The sequence below is a fragment of the Syntrophotaleaceae bacterium genome (assembly GCA_041390365.1).
Taxonomy (GTDB): Bacteria; Desulfobacterota; Desulfuromonadia; order Desulfuromonadales; family Syntrophotaleaceae; genus JAWKQB01.
Genome location: JAWKQB010000001.1, coordinates 1,157,521 through 1,182,387 on the forward strand (window position 1 = coordinate 1,157,521; position 24,867 = coordinate 1,182,387).

21 protein-coding genes are annotated in these 24,867 nt (G+C 57.0%); 5 read left to right on the forward strand and 16 right to left on the reverse strand.

The window, feature by feature from the left end; translation table 11 throughout:
* Positions 1 to 51 precede the first annotated feature (51 nt).
* The 8 genes from R2940_05490 to R2940_05525 form a co-directional block, all read right to left on the reverse strand.
* Positions 52 to 1,005, reverse strand: coding sequence for a radical SAM protein (locus R2940_05490; protein ID MEZ4599222.1), 954 nt, complete (start codon positions 1,003 to 1,005; stop codon positions 52 to 54).
* Positions 1,006 to 1,037: 32 nt separating this feature from the next.
* Complete coding sequence (locus R2940_05495; GenBank protein MEZ4599223.1) at positions 1,038 to 1,874, reverse strand: MBL fold metallo-hydrolase; 837 nt, start codon at positions 1,872 to 1,874, stop codon at positions 1,038 to 1,040.
* Between the two features lie 10 nt (positions 1,875 to 1,884).
* Positions 1,885 to 2,763, reverse strand: coding sequence for an ATP-binding protein (locus R2940_05500; protein MEZ4599224.1), 879 nt, complete (start codon positions 2,761 to 2,763; stop codon positions 1,885 to 1,887).
* A 3-nt stretch (positions 2,764 to 2,766) separates the two neighbouring features.
* Positions 2,767 to 3,615 (reverse strand): ATP-binding protein, encoded by an 849-nt coding sequence (locus tag R2940_05505; protein ID MEZ4599225.1) that lies wholly within the window; start codon positions 3,613 to 3,615, stop codon positions 2,767 to 2,769.
* A complete protein-coding gene (locus R2940_05510) occupies positions 3,612 to 3,974 on the reverse strand; it encodes a NifB/NifX family molybdenum-iron cluster-binding protein (protein MEZ4599226.1) in 363 nt (120 codons plus the stop codon). Before R2940_05510 ends, R2940_05505 begins: the two co-directional genes overlap by 4 nt.
* Before the next feature lie 90 nt (positions 3,975 to 4,064).
* Positions 4,065 to 4,439 (reverse strand): DUF5320 domain-containing protein, encoded by a 375-nt coding sequence (locus tag R2940_05515; protein ID MEZ4599227.1) that lies wholly within the window; start codon positions 4,437 to 4,439, stop codon positions 4,065 to 4,067.
* A 369-nt stretch (positions 4,440 to 4,808) separates the two neighbouring features.
* Positions 4,809 to 5,201 (reverse strand): iron-sulfur cluster assembly scaffold protein, encoded by a 393-nt coding sequence (locus R2940_05520; GenBank protein MEZ4599228.1) that lies wholly within the window; start codon positions 5,199 to 5,201, stop codon positions 4,809 to 4,811.
* 46 nt (positions 5,202 to 5,247) lie between these two features.
* The gene (locus tag R2940_05525) at positions 5,248 to 5,628 is read right to left on the reverse strand and encodes a NifB/NifX family molybdenum-iron cluster-binding protein (GenBank protein MEZ4599229.1); all 381 of its coding nucleotides are present in this window, start codon (positions 5,626 to 5,628) and stop codon (positions 5,248 to 5,250) included.
* A gap of 342 nt (positions 5,629 to 5,970) precedes the next feature.
* On the opposite strand from R2940_05525, the gene R2940_05530 reads away from it, so the two are divergent.
* Together R2940_05530 and R2940_05535 are read left to right on the forward strand one after the other, a co-directional pair.
* Entirely contained in the window at positions 5,971 to 7,347 is a 1,377-nt protein-coding gene (locus R2940_05530; protein ID MEZ4599230.1) for a sigma 54-interacting transcriptional regulator, read from the forward strand.
* A gap of 113 nt (positions 7,348 to 7,460) precedes the next feature.
* Positions 7,461 to 7,886, forward strand: a complete 426-nt coding sequence (locus R2940_05535; protein MEZ4599231.1) for a YkvA family protein — start codon at positions 7,461 to 7,463, stop codon at positions 7,884 to 7,886.
* A 35-nt stretch (positions 7,887 to 7,921) separates the two neighbouring features.
* Here R2940_05535 and R2940_05540 read toward each other — a convergent pair whose 3' ends face one another.
* Genes R2940_05540 through R2940_05570 form a run of 7 tightly spaced genes read right to left on the reverse strand, consistent with a single transcriptional unit; the run spans position 7,922 to position 19,327 of the window.
* Entirely contained in the window at positions 7,922 to 8,080 is a 159-nt protein-coding gene (locus tag R2940_05540) for a YqaE/Pmp3 family membrane protein (protein MEZ4599232.1), read from the reverse strand.
* Positions 8,081 to 8,114: 34 nt separating this feature from the next.
* A complete protein-coding gene (locus R2940_05545; GenBank protein MEZ4599233.1) occupies positions 8,115 to 8,258 on the reverse strand; it encodes a DUF3309 family protein in 144 nt (47 codons plus the stop codon).
* Positions 8,216 to 9,259: a hypothetical protein gene (locus R2940_05550; protein ID MEZ4599234.1), complete on the reverse strand. Its 1,044-nt coding sequence runs from the start codon at positions 9,257 to 9,259 to the stop codon at positions 8,216 to 8,218. The genes R2940_05545 and R2940_05550 overlap by 43 nt, the downstream gene beginning before the upstream one ends.
* Positions 9,260 to 9,281: 22 nt before the next feature.
* Positions 9,282 to 12,098 (reverse strand): malto-oligosyltrehalose synthase, encoded by a 2,817-nt coding sequence (gene treY, locus R2940_05555; protein MEZ4599235.1) that lies wholly within the window; start codon positions 12,096 to 12,098, stop codon positions 9,282 to 9,284.
* Between the two features lie 15 nt (positions 12,099 to 12,113).
* On the reverse strand, positions 12,114 to 13,940 hold the full coding sequence (treZ, locus tag R2940_05560; GenBank protein ID MEZ4599236.1) for a malto-oligosyltrehalose trehalohydrolase: 1,827 nt from the start codon (positions 13,938 to 13,940) through the stop codon (positions 12,114 to 12,116).
* Between the two features lie 12 nt (positions 13,941 to 13,952).
* A complete protein-coding gene (treS, locus tag R2940_05565) occupies positions 13,953 to 17,252 on the reverse strand; it encodes a maltose alpha-D-glucosyltransferase (GenBank protein MEZ4599237.1) in 3,300 nt (1,099 codons plus the stop codon).
* 44 nt (positions 17,253 to 17,296) lie between these two features.
* Positions 17,297 to 19,327: an alpha-1,4-glucan--maltose-1-phosphate maltosyltransferase gene (locus tag R2940_05570; GenBank protein MEZ4599238.1), complete on the reverse strand. Its 2,031-nt coding sequence runs from the start codon at positions 19,325 to 19,327 to the stop codon at positions 17,297 to 17,299.
* A 199-nt stretch (positions 19,328 to 19,526) separates the two neighbouring features.
* Between R2940_05570 and R2940_05575 the strand changes: the two genes are divergently transcribed.
* From R2940_05575 to R2940_05585, 3 genes are all read left to right on the forward strand, one after another.
* Entirely contained in the window at positions 19,527 to 19,793 is a 267-nt protein-coding gene (locus R2940_05575) for a hypothetical protein (GenBank protein MEZ4599239.1), read from the forward strand.
* 183 nt (positions 19,794 to 19,976) lie between these two features.
* Positions 19,977 to 20,777: a trehalose-phosphatase gene (otsB, locus tag R2940_05580; protein ID MEZ4599240.1), complete on the forward strand. Its 801-nt coding sequence runs from the start codon at positions 19,977 to 19,979 to the stop codon at positions 20,775 to 20,777.
* Between the two features lie 135 nt (positions 20,778 to 20,912).
* Complete coding sequence (locus tag R2940_05585) at positions 20,913 to 23,669, forward strand: cation-transporting P-type ATPase (protein MEZ4599241.1); 2,757 nt, start codon at positions 20,913 to 20,915, stop codon at positions 23,667 to 23,669.
* A gap of 31 nt (positions 23,670 to 23,700) precedes the next feature.
* On the opposite strand, the gene pfkB is transcribed toward R2940_05585, so the two are convergent.
* The gene (pfkB, locus tag R2940_05590; GenBank protein ID MEZ4599242.1) at positions 23,701 to 24,627 is read right to left on the reverse strand and encodes a 1-phosphofructokinase; all 927 of its coding nucleotides are present in this window, start codon (positions 24,625 to 24,627) and stop codon (positions 23,701 to 23,703) included.
* Positions 24,628 to 24,867: the final 240 nt, after the last annotated feature.

The following is a 24,867-nucleotide window of genomic DNA, read 5'->3' on the forward strand; positions in this document are numbered from 1 at the left end:
TCACCAATATATTCTAAATAAACCCTGCGGGTATTTCCTACCCTTCGCACATTATAAGCGCTGCACTTTTCCAGCAGGCCTTGCAATATAAAAGCGGTTGTTGCGGTATTCCACTTCGCTCAGAAGTCCCTTGTCGATCAGATGACGTACCGTGCCCCAGTCACGATGAGTGCGAGCCAGAAATTCTTCCAGGGCATCTTTTCGCATGGGATGGACTGCGGTAATGCCCAACAGATCCTCGGCTGCATCTCCTGTCGAGGAGAATGCGGAGTCCTCGTAACCCAGGAGGAGTTCCGCGGCAATCCCGTATTCGCGATATATTTGAAAACCCCAGTTTAAGGAATATTCAGGAGGCACTTCGACCCCCGCTTCCGCCGGAGGACGGACAGGCGCCGCCAGGCGGGCCCGCCTCGGCTTCACCCTCGAAATGAATTCAGCCGTCTGCTCCAGATCGCTGCCGGAATCATTCATGCCGCCGACGAGCATCGTCTCTGTTTCAAGCTCCCCCCGAAACATGGTCGAGAAAAGCAGAATTCCCTCGAGAATGGTCTGAAAGCGAAGTGAAGGGTGTGGTCGGTTCAGCGCACGCCACACTGTTTCTCGAACCGTGTCCACTTTGACCGACACCCAGTCTGCTTTGGCAAGTTCTTCCCTCACCTCTTTCCGCCATAGAAGGGATGCATTCGTGATCACCGCAATCCTGATGTCCAGGGGTTTGAGCAACTCGATGGTTTCTCCGAGATGCGCGTCAAGGGTCGGTTCTCCATTGGGGACGAAGGAGAGAAAATCCACTGTTTCTCCCCTCGCCCGCAGCTTGTCCACCCTGTGCACCACTTCGGCCGCAATCTGCCTGGGATTGAAGAAAGCCCTGCACTCTGTTTGCAGGCGGGTGGTTCTCCCCGCCTGACAGTAGACGCAGGAATAACTGCATACCTTTGATGAGATGTTATTGATTCCCAGACTTCGCCCCAGGCGTCTCGAGGGAATCGGTCCGTAGACTGTCATGTCTCTTTCACGGAGTAAGGGTTAAGGTTCAGTCAGAATTCGAATGTAAGACCCGAAGATCCTGGGATCACTCCATCCCCGAAGGCATTTTTCAGTGCCTCTACCGCCTGGTTGCCGGTACAGTGGCAGGGAACGATCAGTTCCGGAGACAGTGTCTCAAGGGCCCGAACGGTACTCTTGACACGATTGTGGTCAGCGTTCAGGAGATGAAAACCGCCGATGATCGCCCTGAGCCGCGAGCCGCCGCTTTGGCTCAGAATTTTATTCAGAGTGTTGATGAGACCGGAGTGGCAGCACCCCACACAGACGACCACCCCTCCCCTTGTGCGTATCCCTACAGCCATGTCGTCTTCGATGGGATCGGGCCGGGTGAGTTCCGGATCCAGGTAGAAACGGCCCCCGGTGTCTTCGAATGCGGTTTTCCTGTCAACAGTGCCGGTCAGTTCGACCCCGGGATAAAGTTCCCTCCGGTCCGGGACCCAGTGCATTCTTCGGACAGGCAGGCTATCCAGTGCCCGCATGCATTCTTTCTGGATTCCTAGGGGTTTCGGCTTTCCTGAGTCCGATCCATAGCGCGGAACCACAACTGCCGGATGGCAATAAACTTCCACATGGGGAGCGATTTTCAGGACCCCGGCCATGCCGCCGGTATGATCGTAATGCCCATGGCTGATGACCAGGGCATCGGTCCTGGTCAGATCGATTCCCAGCCTCTCCGCGTTGGGCAAAAGGCACCCCCCCTGCCCCGTATCGAGCAGAATGCGCCTCTCCCCGGTGTCGATCCATAGCGCCAATCCATGTTCCGACAAGAGACCGTCGCCGGCGTTGTTGTCCACAAGAATTGTTATTTTCAGACTGTCGAAGGTCATAAAGTCTCTGTCATATTTTGAGCGAATTCCAGATTCGCCGGATATCTTCCGCCGACGGAGCATCGATCTCAACAACCGCTTTTTGCTGCATCTGGGCCATGGTCACGGCCCGGTCATACTGGATCCGTCCGGCGAGACGGGCTCCCAGGCGGACGGCAAGACCCTCTATCCGCTCCGTCATTTTCGGATTCAAATCCCATTTGTTGACACACACCGCGGCCGGAATATTGAAATGCCGGGCGAGCTTGAGAACCCGTTCCATGTCATGCTCTCCGGAGACCGTTGGCTCGGTGACCACGAGGGTCTGCGAAGTCCCCGTCAGAGAGGCGATCACCGGGCAGCCGATGCCGGGAGGCCCGTCCACGATCACCAGATGACACCCCTGCTCCTCGGCCAGACGCTTCGCCTCGCGGCGCACGGTCGACACCAGCTTGCCGGAATTCTCCGCAGCAATTCCCAAACGTGCATGGGTCATGGGGCCGCACCGGGTCTCGGACACCATCCATTCCCCGCACAAGGATTCGGGAAAATCGATCGCCTGGACAGGGCAGAAACGGACACAGACCCCGCACCCTTCGCAGGCAACGGGATCAACGACATACGACTCGCCGTCCGCACCCTCGACAATCGCATCGAACCGGCACAGGGACTGGCATCTCCCGCATGCTGCACAATCGTCGGGACGGATCACGGCTTGATTGCCGCAACGGAATTCATGCTTTTCCAGGACCCGGGGTGTCAGGATGAGATGCATATCCGCCGCATCCACATCGCAATCGGCAATCACCGAGAATCCGGCCAGAACCGCAAAGGAAGCCGTAATGCTGGTCTTCCCGGTACCGCCCTTGCCGCTGATGATGACAAGTTCCTCAATTTTGGAGTCGGACATGGATCATCTCTCCCAGGCGTTTCTGACTTCCCTGATATTCAGCAGGAGGGTCGCGAAATTGGAGGCATACTCGGGCAACACGTCCACCACCAGTTCTCCTTGCGAATAAGCCTCGGCAATGCGCCGGTCGTCGGGCAGTTCCAGCAGCAAGGGGATGTTCTCCTCCCCGCAGAACCTGTGGACCCGATCGTCTCCGACCCCCATGCGATTCACGACCACGCCAAAGGGGATGGAAAGCTCCCGAATCATATCCACCGCCAGCCTCAGGTCATGCAGTCCGAAGGGCGTCGGCTCGGTAACCAGCACCACGAAATCCGAACCCCGCACCGTGGCGATGACCGGACAGGAGGTGCCCGGCGGCGCGTCCAGGATCGCCATCCTCTTGCTGTTCAGTCGGGCCTTGACGGCCCGGATAAGCGGCGGCGCCATGGGCAGGCCGATATCCAGTTTCCCCAGTATCAGAGAGATGTCTTCCGTCTCCATCGTCTCGACCACGCCGATGCGTTTGCCGGCCTCCCGAATGGCATTTTGCGGACAGACCAGCGCGCATCCGCCGCACCCGTGGCATAATTCGGCGAAAACCAGGGGGACGGTACCGAAGGACACGATGGCATGGTAGCGGCAGAATCGCCCGCACTCGCCGCACCCGTTGCAAAGGGACTCGTCGACCTCGGGAATCGGGATGGTTACACTGTCGCTGCCGGTCTGTCTTCCTTGCAGGAACAGGTGGATATTCGGCTCCTCGACATCGCAGTCCAGAAGTTGAACACCGCGACCGATGATCCGCGCCAGATTGACCGACACCGTGGTTTTGCCGGTGCCGCCTTTGCCGGAGGCAACCGAAATAATCATGACCAGTGGCCGTCGACGTCGGCCGATTCCATGGCCGGAAGCGTTCCGGAGCGGTATGCCTCCAGGGCTTCGGCCACTGTCTGATCCTGGGCCTTGAAAACGCTGATGCCTGCAGCCGACAGCGCCCGGAAGGCATTCGGGCCGCAATGCCCGGTCACGACGCATGTCACACCCTGGTTCACGATCGACTCCGTGGCCAGAATGCCGGCGCCATGGGCGGTATCGAGCGTCTTCTGGTTATCGACAGCAACGAAAGTATCCGTCTCCGTATCATAAATGATATAACCAGCCGCCCTGGCAAAACGCGGGTCCATGCGGGCATCCAGGGTGTTTCCCGCTGCAGTAAAGGCTATTTTCACGATTTATCTCCTCTTCTGTTGATGGGAACAGGCTGAAGAAACCGCAATCCGGAAGGAAGAGAAAACCAGGGTTCCTTCAGCCTGCACCTTTCATTTTTCAGCCGACTCCTTTTCCAATCCGCCAAGGCGTTGTCTGATCATCTGCAGTTCCGCTTCCAGGGCATCGGCCTGCGCCTTCAGCATCTGCTTTTCCGCTTCGGGATCTTGCTGAACTGGTGGCGGAAAGGCCCCATATCCGTACCCGCCGTATCTTGCCCAGCCCGGCATTCCGGTCGCGTAGAAGCGGTTTCGCCACCCGCGTCCACCGCTGCCGAAAAATCCACGGCCCCGCCCGAACCCGGCTCCGAATCCTCTGCCAAAGGCAGGATTAGCATAGCCGGGGAAGCCGTAACCCGTACAATAACCGGCGGCCCGTCCCGTCATGGGCCCCATTCCTGTCGGTCCTGTTCCGTCTCCACGTGGCATAGTCTGCCTCCTTTGCTTCCTGGTTCAAGATCACCTTCTGGTCATGCTTGCGCCGCACTTTGGACAGGTCATGGCGTTGCAAGGTTGACCGGCAACGTGGGGCGCCTCGGCACCGCATCGCGGGCAGACGCAGGAACCTCCCGGACCCGCGGCCATTGGACCTCCCATTCTTCCCCTTCCCCCACCACGACCTCCGCCGGGCGGGCCCGTTCCATCTCCTCTAGGCATGGTGCTCTCCTTTCTTTGTGGGCTTATGGTTGCTACTGACCCAGGTCGCCTGACCACCAGAGTTTTACCTCGGGGGGTCTACCGCCGGGAACCTGGGACAAAGGAACATGAACGTCTCCTTCTGTGCCCCCGAATCAGCTTTTACGAAGGAATGGCCTGATTCTTCTCCATGCATGACGACAGGTAATGCTTTATGCCTTCGTGGACCGCACCGACCGCGAGGGACGAACAGTTTATTTTCTCTTCCGGCAAGCCCCCCAGAGCTGCGGCAATCTGTTCGTCGGTGAGTTCGAAGGCTTTTCCCAGCGTCATCCCTTTCACCATTTCGGTCGTCATGGAAGCCGTTGCAATGGCGGCAGGACAACCCTTGATCATGAATTTTGCGTCACTGATGATATTGTCGGTAAATTTCAGAAAGACCAGCAGACAGTCGCCGCACTTCGGATCCCCTACCTGGATGATAGAGTCTGCCTCCTCGAGGATTCCGACGTTCCGTGGATTCATGACATGATCCATGACCAATTCCGTGTACAAGTGCAAAACCTCCTTATGTTGTTCTGCTTCAGGTTTCCAAATCTTCTTACCAGCGGTGCCCTCGCCTGCGGCGAATCCGAAATCCTCTACGCCGGCCGCAGCCAGGCATCAGATAAGCATCATCTTCCAGCCGGCCATTCAGGTAAGCGCCTAGGACTTCTTCAACCGGGCCGCAGGTTCGGGCGATGACGGTAATGCCGACTCCATGAAGGGCCATCTCCAGCGGCCCGGATAGGGCTCCGCAGATGAGAACCTGGGCTCCCAGCGACAGTAGCTCCCGGGCCCGACCCCAGGGATCAAAGCAGGTCAGCGTTCGAATCTCACGCCGGACCTCCCCTCCCGAGCCCGTTTCAATCAGCACGAGGCGGGTCGCCTCATCGAAGACCGGGGAAATACGCCCCTGCCAATATGGAAGTCCAATCTTCATGACTTATTGTTTTTCAAAAAATGTACCAAATGATTCAAAGCGCATAAACCGTTGTTTTTAAAAGAAAAAGATATCCTAAATCCTCAAAGCACCTTATTCACCAATGCATTTTGCAATTTATCGCGGCCATTATCTCGTGCAATTTGCATGAAATTTTGTTACACCTTTAAAGAATTGGATATGGACAGGTTTAAATTTGGGGGTTTATCCAAACCGAAATCGCTATCGAAATCGGGTGTCAGCCTTTTTCGGCCTCCGGATTTGGTATTCAAGCCGAAAGCCAAAGGCCGAATTCGATCCCGATTTCGATGAACACGTTATTCCAATGTGAAGGAACATCCTATGGAACGAGCAACCCAGGACATCATTCTGGATTCGATCAATGAAGGGGTTTTCACCGTCGATCCCGAATGGCGGATTACAAGTTTCAATCGCGCTGCGGAGCGGATCACCGGCATCGATCGGGAGGAGGCGCTGGGGCGGCCCTGCTGGGAGGTGTTCCGGGCCAGTATCTGCGAGAAGGAGTGCGTTCTGCGGCAGACCATGAAGACGGGAAAGCCGATTTTCAACCGGACGGCCTACATCGTCAGCGATGAGGGTTCCCGCATTCCGATACGCATATCGACGGCCCTGCTCAAAGACAGCCGGGGACGGGTCGTGGGCGGGGTGGAAACCTTTCAGGATCTGAGCCAGGTGGAGGAACTCAGAAAGGAACTGGAGTCCCGTTTCACCTTCGAGGATATCATCGGGCGCAGCGCACCCATGCTGGAACTCTTCAACATCCTTCCCCAGATTGCCGAAAGCGGCAGCACCGTGCTCCTGGAAGGAGGCAGCGGTACCGGCAAGGAACTCTTTGCCCGGGCCATTCACAACCTTTCTCCTCGACGCCATAAGCGGTTTGTGGCGGTCAATTGCGGGGCCCTGCCCGATACCCTGCTCGAATCCGAGCTTTTCGGCTACAAGGCCGGAGCCTTCACCGACGCGCGCCGCGACAAGCCGGGTCGCTTCTCCATGGCCGAGGGCGGAACTCTCTTCCTGGACGAAATCGGGGACATCTCCCCCGCAATGCAGGTGCGTCTCCTTCGGGTATTGCAGGAACGCTGTATAGAACCGTTGGGGTCGGTCGAATCCGAACCGATGAATGTGCGCATCCTGGCGGCCAGCAACAAAAGTCTGTCCGAACTGGTCCGGGAGGGAAGCTTCCGGGAGGACCTTTTCTACCGGATTCGCGTTATTCATCTGCAGATCCCGGCTCTTTCCCGGAGAAGGGAGGACATTCCCCTCCTGGTAAACCATTTCATAAACAAATTCAATCGCTTGCAGAACCGTCAGATTGCCGGCCTCTCCCATGAAGTGCTGACCCGCCTGATGGAATATGACTACCCGGGAAATGTCAGGGAGCTGGAAAATATCCTGGAACACGCTTTTGTACTGTGCCGCAGTGGCCTGATCGAGATGCAGCATCTGCCGCCCGAATTCCGTCCAAAGGATTTTCCACAACTGCCCCGTACGGCAGGATCAAACAATCTCGAAGCCATGGAAAAGGCTTTGATTACCGAAGCCCTTTATCGTCACAATGGAAGCCGAAAAAGGACCGCCCGCGACCTTGGCATCGATACCAGTACCCTCTACCGCAAGATCAGAGCTCACGGGATCGAAGCGCCATCCACAGACGGAAGGACCAGGGAAAAACTCCTGCGGGATTCTGATCCAAAATAAAGGCCGAGGACAGCTGTTGGAAACGTTGCGACTCTCTTGGTGCTATAATAAATCATGTGAAAAGACAAATCTTCGCACACATTGTCCACTGCTTCAGAAAAAAGGAGTCGACTATGCCTTTCGAAGGTCTGAATTATCCGGAACTCTGGAAGAAGGCGGAAAAGCATTATGAAAACGGTCTTCCCGGGGTCGATCTGAACGATCTGGTTTATGCGGCAAACAAGGGGAAGGCGAAACTTGAAGGGCTTGGCAATCCTCCCGAGGGATTGGAAGATCTCTGGGAGGACCTGCACCATATGGTCGATCTCTGCCGGGATTACCATATCGGCATTTATAAGGATATATCCTGGGATATGATGCAAAAGATCGCGGGAGCCGTTGCCTACTTCGTCACCCCTTTCGATCTGGTTCCCGATGTGCTTCCAAAAATCGGCTATCTGGATGACGCTGCCGTCATTCAGTATGCGCTGAAAGGAACCCGCAACGATCTGGACGGTTATCTGCGATGGAGAAGGGAGCGCAATCGGCATCAGGCCTGAAAGGCTTGGGTGAAAAGACCAGCGGTGGGTGTCCTTCAGTACTTGGCGATGACCCAGACGGCGTGAATGATTCCCGGAATATATCCAAGAATCGTCAGCAGCAGGTTTATCCAGAAGTGTTTTCCGATGCCGACCTGGAGAAAAACCCCCAGGGGAGGAATGAAAATGGCGATCAATATGCGCAACAGGTCCATGTCTATGCCCTTGCTCCTCCTCCGGCCGGATCAGCTAGAACAGCCAGAAAAGCAGCAGGATAATGAGGATGAGTACCAGGATGCCGCTGGGATAGTAGCCCCAGCCTCTGCTGTACGGCCAAGTCGGAATAACGGTTAGGATGAGGAGAACGAGGATGATGACCAGCAGGATTTCCATGAATTTCCTCCGTTCTGTTTCAAGCGGATGCTGTTCTCGAAATTTTTGCTGTATTCAATGAACATTTTATCACCTGCCATGGAAAAGTGGAGGATGGCTGTCTTTTTTCCCACTTTCTGCTCGTTCTTTTCCTGTAATCTTTCCTGCTGTTGGCGCTCCCGCCGTTTAATATCCAGGTATCTTGATTTTTCCAGCTCGAAGAGCTGGTCGTGATACTGCTCGGTCAGGTCGTACCACAGCTCCGTGGCGGCTGAGTAGCGTTTCGCCGGTGGCATATGCCTGGTTTCCAGATAGGCCTGCAGAGCCAGGTAGTAGCGAACCGCGTTACGTTCCACCATCCCCCTGACTCCCTTGATATATTCCGGATTGTCCTTGTCTCCTCCGACCCTTGTAAACCCGATTTTGTCCCTTCCCAGAGTAGCGAGGTAACTGCGGGTGGCCATACGGCTGGCAAAACTGGAACGATGGCTGGTTCTGACGGAGAGAAAACTGCCCTGGGCAACGGGGATGGCCTTTACTTCCAGGCGGTAATCACTGGTTCCAAAAGGCCCCTCCGGAGCAACCAGTGCGACATGGAAAAAGTCCTTGCGGTTTTCCCTGAGCAGAAAATCGTATTTCAGTTCGTAAGCCTCCCCGGGCGCTTCGTAATATTTGCGTCCTACGTAAAAGGTCAATTGCGGCCGTCCCTTCCCTTCCCGCGCCTTCCAGGTGCAGGCCTTGATATTCAGTATCACCGGAAAAATTTCGCACCAGTTGCCGGGACTGGACAAGATTTCGGCCAAAGACGCAAAGTCCCGTTTAAGAACGGCATAAATTTCCGCCTCCTCAATCTCATCTCCGGTTTGGGAGACGACCTGAATCGGCATGGCCGAGGAGGGTCTTGCCAAAAAGGCCTGGTAGCTGCGCCGCAACGCGGCTTCTCCGTCCCGGGCGGTACAGGGTGAAGGCATCAGTATCCCCGCCAGCAGCGGACAGACCAGAAAAAGGAATAATTTCTTCAAGTTAAACCTGAACTTTATTGGTCTAATGATCATATTTATCATCTCTTTGCATGTTTTTGTTGACCAGAAGCGCCACCGGAAAATTGTTCAGAAGGTGTCCCAATCTCCAGTGTTCCCGGTTTGTCAGCGCCTCCCCGGTCAGAACATTGTGCCACACCTGATCCCGCTCCTCCAGATCCAATCCGGTATCCTCCCAGATGTCCTCTCCCATGGGCCACTGTCCCTCCTCAACCAGACCGGTCAACAGTCTCGGCACGACGGTGACGACTCTTCGGCTATTCAGAGTTCGTGCAAAAGCGATCACACGATGATGATGCTTCCCCTGGACCAGAAGGGGATGATACTCGCCCTGATTGAAGATTTCCGGCCTCTGGCTGCGCTGTTGAAGGGCCCGGTGAACGAGATACATCTTTATTGCACCGCTCGAAGGATCGGTCAACAGGCCTGAGATGAGGCCAGGAAGATCGCTGTTTTCCTTTTCTCGCATTTTTTTCAGGAGCTTTTTTCGATAAGGAAAATCGACCGGACGCCGATTGTCGGGGTCGACCAGGCTGAAATCCCAGAGTTCCGTTCCCTGATAAAAGTCGGGGACTCCCGGGGCGGTGACCTTGATCAAGGCCTGCCCGAGAGAATTCAGGATGCCGAACCATGCCACCATCCTCTGAAAGGGCAAAAACTCTTCCCAAAACGGGTTTTGAGTGCCGGCGTCAAGGGTTGCTTCGATGAAATGCAGAAAAGCCTTTTCGTACTCCTCATCCGATCTCAGCCAGGCGGTATGCACCTTGGCTTCACGAACCGCCTTGATGAAATAGTCCTTTATGCGGTTCCTGAACTCATCTCCGATTTCACCGCAGGGCGGGTAAACCCCGACCAGGGTCTGGTAAAAAAAATACTCGTCATTGGTATCAGGCACCTTCCTCCGGCCCAGTGTTCCCCGGTGGACTCGGTTGATCCGCTTCCAGGTCCTGATCCGCCTGGCCCATTCGCGAGGAATTTCGGACAGGACATTGAGCCGGGCGCGAACATCCTCCCCTCTTTTGGTGTCGTGGGTGGCGGTGGCGTTCATGGCATGCGGCCATTTTTTTTGGCGCTGCCCGTTGAAATCGTGGAATTTGTCCAGGTCCAGGCCGAAGCGGTCCGGTTCTCCGCCCACTTCGTTCAGGGAGAGCAGACGGTTGTAAACGTAGAAAAGGGTGTCCTCGACACCCTTGGCCATCAGGGTGCCCGTATACTGCTGAAACCGCATCACGAAATGGAGATACTCTCCCCGCTCTTTTTCACCGATGTGCTCCTCGAACCGAAGCAGGAGAATCTTTTCGATGAAGTCCAGTTCATGCAGCAGCGCCGGATTCTCCCGACGTGCAGCGGAAACCGCTGCCCTCATGGTGCGGAAATCGGCCTCGCGGCCGTTGCCGGGCCCGATATAGGTGCGATAAACCGGGTAGCCGACCATGATGGCGGCAAGCGACTGTTTGAGGCTGTCCATGGTGATATCGCTGCCGTAGCGGTGGCGGCTGATGAGGGTTTTCAACAGATGGGCCAGGTTGTTGATGTCTCCAAACATATGTTTATCGACGATCAGCCGTTTTTTGCTCCGCCGCAATGCATCATAATCCTCCTTCAGACCGGAAAAAGCGGCATAAATCTCCGAAAACCTCTTTTCCGATTCCGCCTTGCAGAAAACCCCGTTGACGACGGGAAGAAAATCGTAACCGGTGGTTCCCTGGATCGGCCAGTCGGGCAACTCCTCCCCGCCAGTCAGAATCTTCTCGGCAAGGATGTAGACCTCTTCTCCGGTCTCCTGTCTCAACCTCACCATGTAATCGCCCGGCAAATAGATGCTGTCGACATGATCGAGCCGCAGACCGGTTATCAGTCCCCGTGAGAGGAGCTGCAGTATCAGACTGTGGGTTTCGCGGAACACCTCGGCTTCGCTGGCATTCAGAGCAATCAGGTCGTTGATGGTGAAAAACCGCCGATAATTGATCTCCTCGCAAGCGACTTTCCAAAATGACAGGCGAAACCATTGCTCGGCCAGCAGGCTTTCCAGGGCATTGAAGCTTTCCGGGCGGCCCCGGGTGCCGTTGAAAACCTCTACCGTCTGGTCAAAGGCTTTTCGGACGTCCCTGTTTTGATACATTTCGGCCAGAGTGTGCTTGACGAATTTGAGCTGTTCATACCGTTCCTGTTCCGTGGCTTCCCCCGGGAGCGTTTTGAGGATGTACAAAATCCCCAGTAACTTGATGAAGTCGGGGTGGTCTTCCCCCAATTTGCGGCGCAGCGGCGCCAGATGGGGGGTTAGAATTTTGGGGTAGGATTCGGGGCGGACCGGAAACCGGAAAAATCCGTAGGAGATCTGAAAACCGTCCTCTCCGAATTCCAGACGGATGTCGCCGTTCTCCAGGGCTTCGGAAAAATAACTGGCCAGAAAGGGAACCAGGACCTTTCCCCGAACGGCTTCGTAATAGTGGTCCCAGTCGATATCGAAATAACGGTGAAACCTCGAATTGGGACCATTTTCAAGAACATCACCCAGAAAAGGATTGCGGGAATCGAAAGCCATGTGGTTGGGAACGATATCCTGAATCCATCCCATCCCCGCCCCTTTGATCCGTTCTGCAAGGGTCACGAACCCTTCCCAGCCTCCCAGTTCGGGATTGATTTCCCGGGGGTCGACCACATCGTAACCGTGGGTGCTTCCGGGCCTGGACAGGAAAATGGGGGAAGCATAAAGATCGGATATGCCGAGCTCTTTCAGGTAGTCGACGATTTCTCCGGCCTGACTGAATCCGAAGTTCGGTTCGAATTGCAGCCGATAGCTGGCAATAGGAATGCGCATGGTCGGTATCCTCGCCTATTCGGCCAGATAAAGATGGCAGCTCCAAGGGGACAAGCGGACCGGTTCACCCTCTTCCGCAGGCCCCGGCAACGGTGCATCCGGTTCAAGCCATTCTTCTGCCGCTGAATTCAGGACCCTGTTCCATTTGTCGGGAAGGTCCCCGTCGGGAAAATCCACAGTCACGGACCGGTCGCTGAAGTTCATCAGACAGAAAATCCGACTTTCTCCCTTTTCCCTCCTGATCGACACATATCCTTGGTTTTCATCAACCCGGACCTGAAACCCCTTGCGGTCAACAGCGGCCAGGGACGGAATCTGCCTGCGCAGGGTCAGCAGACGCTGGTAGAAATCGACCATGATCCGGTGACGGCCGCCCTGCCGCAGGCTCCAGTCCAGTCGGGATCGGGCGAAAACGGCGGCATCGTGTGGGTCCGGCGGCTCCTTGTCCCAGGCGAAAGCGCGGAACTCCTCTTTTCGCCCCTTGCGCACGGCCGCGACGATATCCGGGTCTGAAAAATCGGCGAAATAAAGAAACGGCGCTTTTTCCGCATACTCCTCGCCCATGAAAAGCAGGGGAACGTAAGGGGACAAAAGAACGGCTGCCGCGGCCAGCTTGGCTTTTTCGAACCCGACCAGAGCGATCAGCCGTTCCCCCCAAAGCCGGTTTCCAACCTGGTCGTGGTTCTGGATAAAAGCCGGCAGTTGACGAATCGGTCTTCGCGCCGAGGAACTGCCGTGACGACGGCGCCGATAAACGGAATATCGCCAGTCGTAGACAAACCCTTCCCGATAGGCTTTGGCCAGGTCTTCAATACGCCCGAAATCGGCATAGTAACCCTGCCTTTCGCCGGTCAGGAGTGCGTGCAGCGAATGGTGAAAATCCTCGTTGAACTGGGCGGAAAAACCGAAGCCGCCCTCATTCCGGGGACGGATGACGCGAACATCGTTGAGATCGCTTTCAGCGATCAGGTGGCAGGGTCTCCCCGTTTTGGACGTCTCCTGATCCATGGTTTCCGCCAGTTCCTGCAGAAATGGTCGTGAGGAAAAATCGTAGATGGCATGAACCGCATCCAGGCGAAGGGCGTCGACGTGAAAATGGCGACGCCAGTACAGGGCGTTCTCAATGAAATACCGGCGCACCTCGTCGCTGTCGGCACTGTCGTAGTTCACCGCCTCCCCCCAGGGGGTTTTGTAGCGACTTGTGAAATAGGGACCGAAATCCCGCAGATAGTTCCCCTCGGGCCCGAGATGGTTGTAAACGACATCCAGAACGACCTCGAGGCCCTGGTGGTGGCAGGCGTTTACGAGCTGTTTCAAACCCTGCGAACCGCCGTAGCTGTTCTGCACAGCATAGGGACAGGCGCCGTCATATCCCCAGTTCCTGGCGCCGGGGAATTGGGCCACAGGCATGATCTGGAGGGCCGTCACGCCCAGGCGGTACAGCTCCTCGAGGCGGGGAATGATCGCGTCGAAGGTGCCCTCGGCGGTAAAGGTCCCAACGTGCAGCTCATAGAGAACCCAATCTTCCAAAGGCCTCGGGCGCCGGGCATGGTCGGTCCAGGGAAAAGTATCGTGGTCGACGATCTCCGAAGGCCCATGCACCCCCTCCGGCTGATAGAAGGAAGCAGGGTCCGGCCGCTCCCGGTCGCCATCCAGACGCAACAGGTAGCGGGTTCCGGGGCGAACATCTTCCACCGATGCCTGCCAGTATCCCCTCTCCCGGCGCTGCATGGGGATGATTCTTTCCGCGGGAGTGAGCAGCCGCACCTCCAGCCGCTCAGCCCTGGGAGCCCAAACGGTAAAGGTGCAGGAATCTTTGTGGACTACCGCGCCAAGATCCATCGCAGATCCTCCCTACCCGGTTTCCAGAATCTCCAGAATCCCTGTCATCGGAATCCCGGCCCAAGCGGGACGGTTATTGAGCTCGTATCCGAGTTCGTAGAGGGCTTTCTCAAGCAGAAAGCTGTTGAGGAGGCCGAGGAATTCCTCCCGTTCAGGAGGTATCAGGGGTGAAGGCCCCAGCCGGTCGCGGTAGGCCTCCAGGAAAACCGAGCACACGCTCTCATGCCAGGCACGGAGCCAGGACTTCAGAAGCTGCAATTCTTCCGACCTTTCCCGGCCGGTCTGCTTCAGAATGGTCTGGAAGGCATAGTGGAATGACCGCAGCATGCCGGCGACATCACGCAGCGGGGATCGTTTTAGACGCCGCTCCGTCAAGGGGCGGGCCGGTTCCCCCTCGAAATCGATAATGACGAAATCCTTTCCGGTAAACAGCACCTGGCCCAGATGGTAATCGCCGTGGATACGGATTTTCTGGGCCGAAAGTTTTTTTCCCAGAATCTTTTCAAACCGGCCGAGGATCAGGGGGTCACTGTCCAGGACGAGTTTGGCGAGTTCCGCATCAGCCGCCGGCAGGGCGTCTATCTTCTGCCCCAGCAGTTGCAGATTTCTTCGTGCCAAACTGCGCATGGATTGATAGACGGATCTCTGATAAAGGGCGGAAAAATCTTCCGGGCGCCAGGCCGTATCGCGCTGATTGGAGGCCAGGGCCAAATGCATTTCCGCAGTTCGGACACCAAGCAGAGCGGTCATTTCCATATAGAAGGATCCCAGAAATTCCAGCCCTTTTTCCGGCAGCAGCCTTTCCTCCGTCTTGAGCAGCGGCAGCTCCGAGGGGTGGGCCAGGACCTGCTCGGAAAAATTGCCGAGAATGTCGAGGGTGAACTGCCAGGCGTCCCCCTGGTTGCTGGTGAAATCCTGCAGCAGCGCAATGGTCATCGGCTCTTCTCGCGGCGGACAGTACTCGATGGAACCGGCAAAGGTCGGGACATTCCGGAAATCCGTTTTTTCCGTCAAAAACCTGGTGATCTCCAGATCCGGATTGACCCCCTTCTCGGGGCGTCGGAACAGTTTCAGGAAAAAATGCTCCCCATAGAGAATGGAGCTGTTGCTCTGCTCGGTTTTGAGTACCCGGGAGGACAGGGGGTCTTGTCTGAGATCGGCTGAGGAAAAGGCAGCGCGTCTGCGGCAAATCAACTCACCGGCCTCACCCTTGAGTTTTCTGCTGCCCGCAATCATCTTCAACAGTGCCTCGCGAACCTCCTCCTGGTAGAGGGCATCGAGGAGAGATCCGGGCTCCTCTCCCACCTGCAAGGCTCCTATTCGGGCATAGGGGAATTCGGTAAACAGATTGCGGACCGAAGCGTCCCGCGCCCAGGCCAGCGGAAGCAGGTAGAATTCCGGAGTTCCTTCGGTGTAATTCACCCGGAACAGTACCAGCCGCGGCGACAGACCGGTCTTGAACAGGGGAATCGAATCGAGCAGCGTCACTTTGCTGATCATTCGCGCCTTGCTGCGAAACCACCGGCAGCCGGGCAGCCAGGCTGCAAGGAGCTCTTCGAAACGCTCACGGATTTTGCCCTTGAAGACGGCCGTCCAGTTCTGATCGCCGCGGACGCTCAATCGCGGCAACTCCTTTGTCGCTGTCTCGGTTTCCGGCTCCTTCTGCAGGGAAAACCAGTAATAGTCGAATATGCCCAAGGTCAGGACATAAGGCGATTCTCGGATGATCGGAAAACGGTTGTGGCTGAAAACCTCCACGGGCAGCATCCCGGCACAGTTCGAGAGATTGAGCCTGACCACCTGGGAAAAACGGGAGAGGTTGGCCACGACCAGCACCGTTTCATCCTCATAACGGCGGAGAAAAGTCAGAACCTTCGGATTGTCGGAATTGACGATTTCCAGCTCGCCCAGCCCGAAGGCCTTGAACCGGCGGCGCATGGCGATGACCCGGCGCATCCACCAGAGCAGGGAGGAGGGATTGTGCAGCTGATTTTCCACGTTGACGGACTGAAAGTGGTACTCCGGTTCGATGATGACCGGCAGATAGAGTTTGTGCGGGCTCACCGTGGAAAAACCGGCATTGCGGTCGGGGCTCCACTGCATGGGGGTGCGGACGCCATCCCGGTCCCCCAGGTAGTAGTTGTCCCCCATGCCGATTTCGTCTCCGTAGTAGATGATGGGGGTCCCGGGCAGGGAAAAGAGCAGAAAGTTCATCAACTCCATGCGGCGCCGGTTGTTGCCGACCAGAGGCGCCAGCCGGCGCCGGATGCCGAGATTGATCCGGGCCCGCGGATCGCTGGCATAGACCCGGTACATGTAGTCCCGCTCCTCGTCGGTGACCATTTCCAGGGTCAGTTCGTCATGGTTTCTCAGGAAGATCGCCCACTGGCAACCCACAGGAATCGCGGGAGTCTGGTCGAGAATGTCGATAAGGGGGAAACGGTCCTCCATGTGCAGGGCCATGAACATGCGGGGCATGATCGGAAAATGAAAAGCCATGTGGCATTCATTCCCCTCACCGAAATAGGCGACGGCGTCCTCGGGCCACTGGTTGGCTTCCGCGAGCAGCATCCGGTCGCGGAATTTGCTGTCCAAGTGGCTTCTGAGCTTTTTCAGAAAGGCATGGGTTTCGGGCAGGTTTTCGCAATTGGTCCCCTCGCGCTCGAAAAGGTAGGGGACGGCATCGAGACGGACTCCGTCCACCCCCATTTCGAACCAGAAATCGACCAGGCGAAGCATCTCTTCTTGAACCGAGGGATTGTCGAAGTTCAGATCCGGCTGATGGAAATAGAAGCGATGCCAATAGTAGGCCTTGGCCACAGGGTCCCAGCTCCAGTTGGACGACTCGAAATCCTGGAAAATGATGCGGGCATCCCGGTATTTTTCCGGGGTATCGCTCCAGACGTAGTAATTCCGGTGAACGGTTCCCGGCCGGGCATGGCGGGCCCGCTGAAACCAGGGGTGCTGATCGGAGGTATGATTGAGTACCAGTTCGGTGATGACCCGGATTCCCCTTTTATGGGCAGCCTTGAGGAAGTTTCGAAAATCCGCGATGGTGTTGTAGTCGGGGTGGACCCGGCGATAGTCGGCAATATCGTAGCCGTCGTCCCGCAAAGGTGAGGGATAGAAGGGCAGCAGCCAGACGGCGGTGATACCGAGATCCCGCAGATAATCCATTTTCTGGATCAACCCGCGGAAATCTCCTATGCCGTTGCCGTCCGAGTCGTAAAAGGCCTTGATGTGCAGCTGGTATATGATCGCTTCCCGATACCAGGCGGTTTGCCCCTGGCCGGTCTGGTTGATGCCGGGCATTTCTGATCTCCTTGTCATTTCCCTCCATGAATATGACGGCGAAACTACATGAAATAATCGAAATTCTGTTCCCGCCTGAGTCGCGGATACAGTCGACAGACACGGGCCGGAAGATCCTGGGGATCGAGCTCCACTTGATTCCAGGCGGTGTGCCAGATGTTCTTGCTTTCCGAAAGCAGGTCATCCACGAGGAAGGGATGCCCCTCTTCGATCCCCAGGGCGTTCACCGGGACACGGACACTTCCCGATTGAGAATTGAAAGGATCCATGTTGACCATGGTCAGGATATGATTGCCGCTGGTCCGGTCGCTCTTCAGATAGCAGATGATATTGTCGTTGTCCGACTCGCAGAAATGCAGGTTCCAGGTGCTATGAAACACCGGGTTCTGGCGACGGATGGCATTCAGCCGGGCAATCAGGTCCCGCAGGTGTTCGGGGTCGTCCCAGTTCCAACGCCTGATCTGGTACTTCTCGGAATCGAGATATTCTTCCCTGCCCGGCAGGGCTGAATTGACGAACAGTTCGAAGGGCGGGCCGTAGATTCCATAACTGGCGGAGAGAGTCGCGGCCAGAATCAGCCGGATGACAAAAGCCGGCTTGCCGCCGTACTGGAGGATCTCCGGCAGGATGTCCGGTGTATTCGGCCAGAAATTCGGGCGGAAGAATTCCCTCACCGGAGAACTGCTCAGTTCCCGCAGGTACTGTTCCAGCTCCCAACGGGTATTGCGCCAGGAGAAGTAGGTGTAGGACTGGCTGAAGCCGAGTTTGGCGAGGCGATACATCACCTTGGGCCGGGTGAAAGCCTCGGAAAGGAAGATCGTCTCGGGATGCTCCTGTCTGATCTCACGGATGAGATATTCCCAGAAGGCAAAGGGCTTGGTATGGGGGTTGTCGACCCGGAAAATGGAGACCCCCTGGTCGATCCAGAATTCCACCACCTGCTTCAGCTCTTCCCAGAGGGAGCGCCAGTGGTCGGTTTCGAAATCGAAGGGGACAATGTCCTCGTACTTTTTCGGCGGATTTTCAGCGAACTGGACGGTTCCGTCCGGCCGCCAGCGAAACCACTCGGGATGTTCCTTCACAAAGGGGTGGTCCGGAGAACACTGAAAGGCCACATCCAGCGCCACCTCAATATCGAATTCCCTGGCTTTTTCGAGAAAATGCAAAAATTCTGCGAGGGTGCCCAGATGAGGGTGGATGTGCCGGTGCCCCCCCTCTTCCGCTCCGATGGCCCAGGGGCAGCCGGGATCGGTCTCGCCGGCCTCGGTCGCATTGTTTTTCCCTTTACGGCGCGTCCTGCCTATCGGGTGAATGGGAGGAAAATAGATCACGTCGAAGCCCATACGGGCGATCTCGGGCAAAAGTTTTTCACAATCGGCGAAAGTGCCGTGAGTCCGTTGGTCCACCCCGCAGGATCGGGGGAACAGTTCGTACCAGCTGCTGAAAAGGGCACGGGTCCGCTCCACGACCACCTTCAGTTCGTTGGAATGGAAACTGGCCAGTTCCGGGTCGTAATAGATATCCATCAAGCCCGCCAATTCCTCATTTTTTGTCAGGGCCAGGGCATGGCTCTGGTCGGCGGCATCGGCCAGAGTATCCGCCAGTTTGGCCAGCCTTTGACGATCGGCTTCGCCGGCCCGATGCACGGCATGCCGGATCAGTTCGATACCCATCAGCAGATCGGCCGTCAGATCCTGCCCGGCCTGATATTTCTTTTCCAGGTCCTTTTTCCAGGTCCGGAAATGATCCACATATCCCTCGACGGTATATCGGCAGATGCCGATTTCACGAGGGATGAAGGAGGCCTGCCAGCGGTCGTTGCCAATTGGCGTCATCGGCACCTTGTGCCACTGATACTCCCTCTCATCACGAAACAGCAGCAGCGCCCTGACCTCGTCGTGTCCATCGCTGAATATGTCGGCTTCGACCAGGACCGGCTCCCCCGGCACCCGTTTGATCGGGAACCGCCCGCAATCGACCTGGGGGGTCAGGTTTTCAATGACGACTCTCCTCTTCCCTTCTTCCAGCAGATCCCTCCCCTTTCGATCCGATAACCCGTTTTCCTTGACGACCATGAAAGCCCCCTTTGAATTGGAATTCTCAGGTTCTACTGAATATACTATCGAATTTTCGGGAAATTTTTCCTCGCAATGGTGGGTCCAGGGGTCTGCGGCGAGTGGAAATTTACGGGGAAACCGATATCTTCTATTAACAATTCTTTTTTTGCGGACCCTGCTCCCGGGCGGGAAAAACCCTTTTAAAAGGAGATCTGAAATGGTCAACGGCAAACAGGTCATCATCGGTGTTTATCTCAAGGACCGACAGAAGGAAGCGACCGAAGTGCAGAAATATCTGACGGATTACGGCTGCTACATCGCTGCCAGGATCGGACTGCATGAGGTCACAGGGAATTTCTGCGCGGGGTATGGACTCCTTCTGCTGCATATGTTCGGAGAGGAGAAATTTGCCAATGAACTGGTCGGGGTCCTAAATGCGATCCAGGGGGTAGAGGCGAAAAAACTGGTGTTCGGGGCGGAGTAGATGCCTCTGCCCGGCCCCTTCTCTTCCTGACGATATTCTGCGCTCGCAACCTGTTGCTACCCGCATCCTGGCCGCCGTCCTGCCTGGTTTCCAGCCGGTTGGATTCGCGTTAACCGGCTGTTAAACTTGTTGGACATGCAATTTAAAGGGCAATGGTTCAGAAAGGATCTGAAGGAGGAAGTCATGACAGCACGTGCTTCAACGGACGAGCTCCCTTTGGCTCTGGAACATATCAAGCAGATGGGAGAACGGGTCAGGGGGCGACAGGCCGTGGTGTTTATCGACTACGACGGGACATTGACCCCGATTGTGGAAAACCCGGAAGAGGCGAGAATTTCCGGGGAAATGCGCCAGGCCTTGCGGGATCTGAGTGAAAAATGCACTGTCGGGATCGTCAGCGGCAGGGATCTTCCCGATGTCAAGCATCAGGTGGGGATCGGGAATCTGATCTATGCCGGCAGTCACGGCTTCGATATTTCAAGCAGCGACGGCAACATGAACTATCAGCAGGGACTCGAGTATCTGCCCGACCTGGACCGGGCCGAGCAATCCCTGCGCGATCGTCTGCAGGGGATTGCCGGGTGCCAGGTCGAACGCAAGCGCTTTGCCATTGCCGTTCACTTTCGGCGGGCGGCCGACATCCACATCGCTGAAATCGAGGCGCGGGTGGATGAAGTGCTCGAGGCTCACCCCAATCTTCGCAAGACCGGGGGGAAAAAAATCTTCGAACTGCGCCCGAATATCGAATGGGACAAAGGCAGGGCTCTCTCCTGGATCATGCGGAAACTCGACCTCGACGGGGATGATGTCGTCCCTTTCTACATCGGCGACGATCTGACGGATGAAGATGCCTTTCGGGAACTGCAGGATCGCGGTATCACCATTCTGGTGCGGGACGAACCCCGGACCTCCAATGCCCAGTATGTCATCGACAATACCGAGGAGGTCCGACAGTTACTGCATATGCTGGGGACCTTTCTTTGACGATCTCCGGGCGGATCCGGGAAAGACTTGCGCGGCATCGGAAAAGGTTCACAATCGACGGGGCAAAGTCGCCGAAATTGTTAATTTTAATGCCGAAAAGACCTGGCCGGATCATCGTGGAAAGGAAGGGCTGATTTGAAAGAGGAGAACGCGGAGGGACATCGCAGGCCGAAAAAGGGTGGGGATTCCAGGGAACACTGGTGGGCTCTGGACGCCGGCGACGTCATGGCGCGTCTGGAGAGCAGCCTCGGGGGATTGACCCCCGAAGAGGCCGTAGCCCGGTTGGAGCGTTTCGGCCCCAATCGTCTGCCCCCTCCCCCCCGGAAAGGCCCCATCATTCGTTTTCTTCTGCATTTTCATAATCTTCTGATCTATGTCCTGCTCGTTTCCGCGGTGGTCACTTTTTTGCTCGGAGACTGGTTCGACGCCCTGGTCATCCTGGGCGTCACCATCATCAACGCGTTGATCGGCTTCATTCAGGAGGGGAAGGCCGAGAAAGCGGTGGACGCCATCCGCAACATACTGACCCAGGAGGCGACCGTCCTGCGGGGAGGGAAGCGTCAGATCGTTCCGGCCGAGGACCTGGTCCCGGGGGACGTCGTCCTGCTGATATCCGGTGACAAGGTCCCTGCCGACCTTCGCCTGTTGAAGACCCGGGACCTGCGCATCGAAGAGGCGGCGCTGACGGGAGAGTCGGTAACCGCCGAAAAAAGAACGGATCCGGTTGCCCCGAAGGCTCCCCTGGGGGATCGTTACGGCATGGCCTACTCGGGAACCCTGGTGGTTTACGGGCAGGCAACGGGCATCGTAACCTCCACCGGGGAAACAACGGAGCTGGGCAAGGTCAATGCCCTCCTCAGCGGTGTGCAGACCCTGACCACCCGGTTGACCGAGCAGATCAACGAATTCAGTCAATGGCTGACCGTGGCCATCCTGGTATTGGCGGTCGCCACCCTTGTCTTCGGACTGGTGGTGAGGGACTATTCCTTCGGCGCCATCTTTCTCGCCAGCGTCGCTCTGGCGGTCGCGGCCATCCCCGAGGGACTTCCCGCGATCATCACCATCACCCTCGCTCTGGGGATGCAGCGCATGGCCCGGCGCAGCGCCATTATCCGCCGGCTCCCGGCCGTGGAGACCCTCGGTTCCGTCACCGTAATCTGCACCGACAAGACCGGTACCCTCACCCGCAATGAAATGACCGTGACCACGGTCATCACCAGGGAAGGGACCTACGCCGTCGAAGGGGTCGGCTACGAACCTCGAGGCGATTTCAACCTCGACGGGCGCAAAATCGTTCCGGATGAAGACCCCCTTCTGACGGACATGGCCCGCGCCGCCCTGCTGTGCAACGAAGGGGTGTTGCGGCCCGCCGAGGAAGGCGGCTGGGAGACGCAGGGGGACCCGACCGATATCGCCCTGCTCACCCTGGCGGGGAAGGCAGGTCTCGATTTCAACAGAACCGGTCGGGAGTATCCCCGCCTCGACGTCATCCCCTTTGAATCGGATCACAAGTTCATGGCGACCCTGAACAGTGTCCCGAAGGGTGCCGGGGTCGTCTACCTCAAGGGGGCCCCGGAGAGAGTGCTGGAACGGTGCGACCGTCAGGCCGCGGCCGGCAGCGACCTTCCCCTCGACATCCCCTTCTGGCGGGAAAAGATTGAGGAGATCGCCCGGCGGGGGGAGCGAACCCTGGCCCTGGCCCGTTTATCTTTCGATGAGCGAAAGGAGCTTTCCTTCGAGGATGTGCAGGGTGGATTGACCCTTCTGGGTTTTCTCGGCATCATCGATCCCCCCCGGGAAGAGGCCTCCGCTTCCGTCGCCCAGTGCCGCGATGCCGGTATCCGGGTCAAGATGATTACCGGCGATCACGCTCTGACGGCCGCTGCTATCGGCGAGAGGATGGGATTGGGGGGACCCGAGCCGGTGACCGGCGAGGAACTCTCGGAAGCGGAGGAAGGCGACATACGCCTGCTGGTTCAGCGCAGCGACATCTTTGCCCGGGTCAGCCCCGAGCATAAGTTGCGCCTGGTTCAGGCCCTTCAATCCAACGGGGAGGTGGTGGCGATGACCGGTGACGGCGTCAATGATGCTCCGGCTCTCAAACGGGCCGATGTCGGCATCGCCATGGGACTGAAAGGGACGGAGGCGGCCAAGGAGGCGGCGGAGATGGTCCTGGCCGACGACAACTTCGCTACCATCGCTCACGCCGTGGAGGAGGGGCGCGCCGTTTACGACAACGTCAAGAAGGCCCTCGCCTTCGTTCTCCCCACCAACGGCGCTCTCGCAGGCATCGTCATCACCGGGGTCCTCGCCGGGGAAGCGCTGCCCATAACCGCTCTGCAGATCCTCTGGATCAACATGGTGTCCGCCGTCACCCTCGGCCTGGCCCTGGCGTTCGAGCCTCCGGAGTCGGAAGTGATGAGGCGGCCCCCGCGGGATCCCCAGGAGGCTCTCCTCACCCCTTTCATGATCTGGCGCATCGGCTTCACCTCCCTCATCATGGTCATCGGCACCTTCGGCCTCTTCCTCTGGGATACCATCCACGGGGCTCCCCTGGAAATCGCCAGGACGACGGCGGTGAATACCCTCATCTTCTTCCAGATCTTCTATCTGCTCAACGCGCGCTACATGAAGGCTTCGGTCCTGAATCTCAAAGGGATTACCGGCAACCGTTACGTGCTGGGCTCCATCGCCCTCATCCTCATTCTGCAGGTGCTTTTCACCTATGTTCCTATCATGCAGCGCCTTTTCGGCACGGCCGCAATTCCGGCCGAGGAATGGCTGCGCCTGATTGCCTTCACCTTCTCCATCTTCATCCTTGTCGAGCTCGAAAAACTTCTGTTCCGGATTTGGGAACGACGCAGGCGAATGGGTGAAGCCCTTCGCCACTGATGCCCGGGTGCTAAACCGGGGTCGCTATGGTTTAAATCTGTTCCACATTGACCCGATCGAGGAGTTCGTTGAAATCCTCGGCCGTGCACAGGGCCGTACCTGGTCGCATGACCGTTGCCGCTCCCGCCGCCACGGCACAGGCCAGCGATCTGTCCGGCTGGAGGTTTTTCACCCGGCCATAGACAAAACCCGCCACGGAGGAATCCCCAGCCCCGATGGTGTTGACGATCTCCACCTCGGGGGGAACCGCCTTGAAAGCCGTATCGTCGCTGATCAGCAGCATGCCCCTGGCGCCCATGGACACGAGGACGGTATTGATCCCACGTTTCTGCACATCCCGGGCCGCCTGCAGGATGTCCTCCAGGGTTTCCAAAGAGCGGTCCACGAGTCTTTCCAGTTCATGCAGGTTGGGTTTGATGATGTCCGGTTTTCCGCGAATGCCGAGCTTGAGTGCCTCGCCGTCGGTGTCGAGAACCACGGTTGCACCTTTGTGCTTGGCAATATCGATGATCCGGCGATAGATTTCAGGGTTGATCATGCGGGGCAGACTGCCGCTGATGACCACGAGGTCCGGCTGAGTCAGGTCTTCGATTTTGCGCATCAGGTTCATCAGCTCATAGGGTTGAATCTCCGGCCCTTCCGCATTGAAGATGAGCTGTTTGCCCGCATCCGCGTCATTGATGATAATGTTGGTTCGGGTCTCTCCGGCGATGCGGACAAAATCGCAGGCAATCCCTTCGTTCAGAAGACGCCCCTCCAGTTCGTCCCCGGTAAAACCTCCGACGAAACCGAGCGCCTTGTTGGCGATCCCCAGACTGGTCAGCACGCGAGAGACATCTATCCCTTTCCCGCCCGAATAGCGGTTTTCCTTCAAAATACGATTCGAATCATCGGGTCGTATCGACTTAACCCACAATGTTCGATCCAGTGCGGGGTTCAATGTCACTGTTTCGACCATGGATACCTCCCTTGCCTTTGATCCTCTTCAGTGGACTGCTTTACCGGATTAACAGTATAGCATGGCAAATGAATCAAGCCCTTCGGCCGGTCAAGTTGACATCCGCAAGCCAACGGGGACAATGGTAGTAAGTTTTTGGTCCTCCCAGCACTGAAAAGACTGAATAAAACCGGAATCGGACCACTCCTGGTGGTGAACTTGGCCATACTTCTCAGACATCCCTGACTCTGTGTCCATTCA